A 4,354-nucleotide genomic window follows, 5' to 3' on the forward strand; every position below is an offset into this window, starting at 1 on the left:
CCTAACTATTCTGAGAAAATATTCTCTCTCACCATCCGTTTCGCTGAATAGTTACAAAAATAAAGGACAAATTTGACATTTTTTAATGAAAACATGAACAAAAATAACCCCCGACAGAGTTGACATTGCCGTGCAGAACAACAAAGAAGTGCGTGATACAATTTAATAAACATGAATAACAATGCCCATCTGACCACTTGAAAGCGTGTTAAGAGAAAAGATTTATTTTCGCTTGGTTTTTTCCTGATGTGTTGTTTCCTGTGCTTGTTTAATACCAATACCTTTTCGATAAATATCCCACAGTTGTGAGTGTACTTTTTCAGGGACAAAGTTAAAGTTTTTATATGACCACACCGTTATCGTAGACTGAATAAGTCCCATAAAGACGATTGCAGACATCTTGGGAGTAACGTCCTTTTTTAATAATCCTAGCTCTATTGCATTTAAAATCAGCTTTTCTATCCTTTTGAGATACTTCTGTATCAGTTTCAAAATCTTTTTGCGTATGAAGGGATCACCAAACTGCAGAGCCCCCATGATAACAACAAAGGATGTTTCGCGTCTATTTTTTGCCAATGTGAGTTGAGCTAACAGAATATTTTTAAGATTTTGTATTGGGTCTTTTTCTACCAGTGCGTTATCCACAGCTTCCATAAGCGTTTCCTCAATGTTATCTATTAACAAGCTTAATATATCTCTTTTGCTCTTAAAATGCCGATAGATTGCCCCCTTGGTAGTTCCAATTTTTTTTGCTATTTCGCTAATGGTAACGTGTTCAATCCCTTTAGAAGAAATAATGCTTCGAATAATATCTACAATCTGTTGTCTCCGAATTGCTGTAGATTTTCTATTCTGCACAATGTCTCCTTTTGTTAATGCCTGAAAGTAGATTTCTCGAATAAGTTGACATGTAATATGGATAGCATTATTTCTTTTTTTCGTAATGACAACTTCCTACGAATATTCATCATAAGCAATGTATTGCTAGTATATTATCATATTTGCAAAAAACAAGCTGATAAATAAATTCCTTCACCTATAGTTTTATTGTTAACATTCAGTGAGTTAACAGCTAAGTATTTAAGGAACTAAATAAATATTTATTTGCCGTGAATTGTCGTCGAGATATGTCTCGCCAGGTACCTTCGCTAATTCAGCACGAATCGTATACGTGTCTTCTTTTAACCCTTTAGTATCCCAGCTATAAACGACTTTTTTTGAAGATAAGCTATCCAAGGTGTGTGCATCGCGCCCTATAAGTTGCCTTGTATTAAGGCAGGTTACTGTCAGAATTGTTGTCACTTTTTCCGTTCTCTCATTGCCAATGTTAATCTCAACATTGACTTTATTTCCAATAGTTTCAAGCAGAGGAAGGTCCATTGAGACGATCATTACACCGTGCACAATTGGCTCGTATTTCCTCTTTTCGTCAGCAAGACCGTCTGATAAGCCACACACGAAAAAACAGTATAGAATAACCGCGCAATTTATTCCATAAGCTTTTTTATAATGTCTCATCATAATAGTCTCCTTCATCCACAAAATCTAATATCAGAAAACGTTAATGCGCCCCCATTCGAAGTGTCCGGTTCACATGACTTATCAATGAGCTAATAGATGAATACAAACACCTATTAGCTCATCTTTATCATTCGCACTTTTTAAGCTTTTTCTATTTTTATTAACTCGCCATTCAGATACTTCTTCATAAAGTCATTTTCGTTCCCGGTGGTATACCCGGTCTTCGCCGGATCCCACAATCCCTTACCACCCATGCCGCCATCCTCTGCCTTGGTAATTTTCACCAAAGTCTCCTTTGGAACCGTGTTGATACCGTGGTTATCCGCCTCATAGCCAAAAACAAACTTCATGCTTGTCTTTGATTTGTGGAATAAGCTGTCCAGTTGATGCATCGGCATAGACCAGTCCCTGGTAATACTCTGCTGAGAACCGTAACGAAAACTGGATTGATATCCTGTACCTGCCGACAGCGCTCTGCCATCTGGTCTCGTCTCATGAGCCTTTACACTTTTTTCCGTTGAAATCCATGCAGAATGTTTCATCATCGTTACTCCATATGGATAGGATGAGTTATACTTTGCCCTCAGCATAAGCCTCGAAACCTTATAGAACGGATCGCTTGGCTTCCAGCCCTCATAAGGTCTGTCGGCTGGATTTGCATCAACATAGACATAATCACCGTCATTGATACCCAAATCTTTAGCTGCCTGCGGGTTTATGTTAACTTGATGCTCGCCGACACCGGGCATCCTCTTGTCCATCCTGTAGGGATCTCCAAAGTTATTATTCCAGATAAAATTCCAGTCTGTTACCGCCCATTGCGAATGCACCGTATGTCTTGACTTCGGTGTTACACAATAGAACTTGTACCCCTTCTCCCACAAGAAGTTTTTTGTTTGCTTCGTATCAGACCATGACTTTTTGATGTTCCTGACCGTTCTCTCATCCCAGTGTTCTGCATTTTCTGGAATTCCATAATCATCCGGACGAATATGGGGATTGGTACTTACAATGACATTCGGAAGGTAAGGAGTTGCCTCCGGACCTTCACGATGCACGATGAAATTTTCACCGTACTCTATGATCTCTGGCTCGTCATTGTAAGCCTGTAACCTTCCCGTTGGCGTATAGAATGGAATACTCTCGTGCACCTGCTCCCAGAATGGGTGCCTTGGGTAAGTCCTGTATAGCAGCAATGCAACGCCGGGCTCCCCATATTTCCCATTCATTATATCGTCAAAAGTATAACCCTTAAAGGTCGTACTCCCATCCAGCAACCTCTGGATATACACTTCGGGTCTGCCCTCTAAGGCAAATTTCCAGAAATCCCTGAACCGCATATCTCTGAGCAATTCCCCTAATTTCGCTGCCATACCTGCAAGGATCGCCACGTCGTCCTTTGTGTCATTAACAGGCCTTATACCGCCTTTCCATATCTGAACAAATGGATTAGAGCATGAGCTGGTAATCTCATGAGTCTCAAACTCCACCCAGGAATTAGCCGGGAAAGCAAAGTCTGCATACTCAATGGAACCGGTCATCTCAATATCGGTGGACATAATTTGCTCAATATTGGGATTCACATTCCTAAGCATTTGATACACATGCTTCGCATTATTAACCAGATTCACGTTGGTAAACCACATGATCTTGGTCGGTGTCGGCATGTGCGTCTTCCCCGTAAAGCATTTGCGTCCGTACTTGGGTGTATTAACGATCAATGGCCTGTCATTGTGATTCCAGTAGGCCACCTCTTCGTCATAGGCACGACCCTTTACTTTCAGGTCCATTGCTGGTGCATTTGGGTCAAGATTTGGATTAAAAACATCCTCCGCAACCCACCCATAGAATCCGGGACCACTCCACTTTGAGCCCTGAAAATTAGCAGCCTTGTAGTTACCGGACCAGGTATGTGAACCAGAACCTTTATATCCTATGTTGCCGGTTAACATAAGAGGTAAATAAGTCGACCTGTTAAACAGTGTTGCATGGAACCAGTGGTTAATACCCTCGCCATAATGAATCGCCACAGGTTTTATGGTTGCGATATCGTGTGCCAGTCTTTCGATCAATTCTTTCGGAGAATTGGTTATTTCAACGACGGTGTCAATGTCATAATCTTTAAGATGTATCTTGTACATCTCAAAGAGCGGCATAACCTCAATCTCTTTCCCATCCACAGTTTTCACCTTGAATATTCCATCCAAGGCAGGATCAATGTCTTTAGCAACTAGTTTATCACCAACATCGTCCCTCGTAATGGCTTTAGGACCATTCGTCTTCGTATCCCATACCACAAAGTCACCAATAATTTCCCGCTGGTCGTCGTGCAAACCATGAATCTTATAACTTACACCCTGAGAAATGTCTTCCAATTGATAATTCGGGAAGATATCCTTTGCCTGCAGTCTCTTCAGGGTATCTGTCCTGACAAGCATCGGGAAATCAGTAAACTTCTTTACATAATCTGCATCATACAATTTCTCATCCATCAAGATCTTGGTTATACCCAGGAATAATGCCGTATCGGTATTGCATCGAATCGGTATCCAGTAGTCCGCTTTTTGGGAAGACGGGCTGTACTCTGGTGTAATGACAACAAGCTTTCCGCCTCTTTCCATAACCTCCGTAAGCCAATGAGCCTCTGGCATCTTGTTTTCTATAAGGTTCTTTCCCGTTTGAATAACCAATTTAGAAAACCGGATATCATTCATGTCAACATCAGAGGTCTGAAGTCCATGAACAAATGGGTGACCAGGCGCCTGATCACCGTGCCATGTATAGTTCGACCAGTTCCTCCCACCGAGTGCTTTATCTGGCCCAACTCCCCTGT

At 41.4% G+C, this 4,354-nt stretch carries 3 protein-coding genes; all 3 read right to left on the reverse strand.

Annotation, left to right across the window (positions count from 1 at the left end):
• Positions 1-222: 222 nt before the first annotated feature.
• Positions 223-858, reverse strand: coding sequence for a TetR/AcrR family transcriptional regulator (locus BIY37_RS08660; RefSeq protein WP_070067447.1), 636 nt, complete (start codon positions 856-858; stop codon positions 223-225).
• A 222-nt stretch (positions 859-1,080) separates the two neighbouring features.
• Positions 1,081-1,521: a hypothetical protein gene (locus BIY37_RS08665; RefSeq protein ID WP_070067448.1), complete on the reverse strand. Its 441-nt coding sequence runs from the start codon at positions 1,519-1,521 to the stop codon at positions 1,081-1,083.
• 140 nt (positions 1,522-1,661) lie between these two features.
• A partial coding sequence (locus BIY37_RS08670) for a molybdopterin-dependent oxidoreductase (RefSeq protein WP_070067449.1) occupies positions 1,662-4,354 on the reverse strand: 2,693 nt, incomplete at its 5' end.

This window comes from Candidatus Brocadia sapporoensis (genome assembly GCF_001753675.2).
GTDB classification, from domain to species: domain Bacteria; phylum Planctomycetota; class Brocadiia; order Brocadiales; family Brocadiaceae; genus Brocadia; species Brocadia sapporoensis.

Bases quoted from the DNA above. Each gene is read 5' to 3' on its own strand.
- BIY37_RS08665 (WP_070067448.1), bottom strand. From the start codon at position 1,521: ATGATGAGACATTATAAAAAAGCTTATGGAATAAATTGCGCGGTTATT.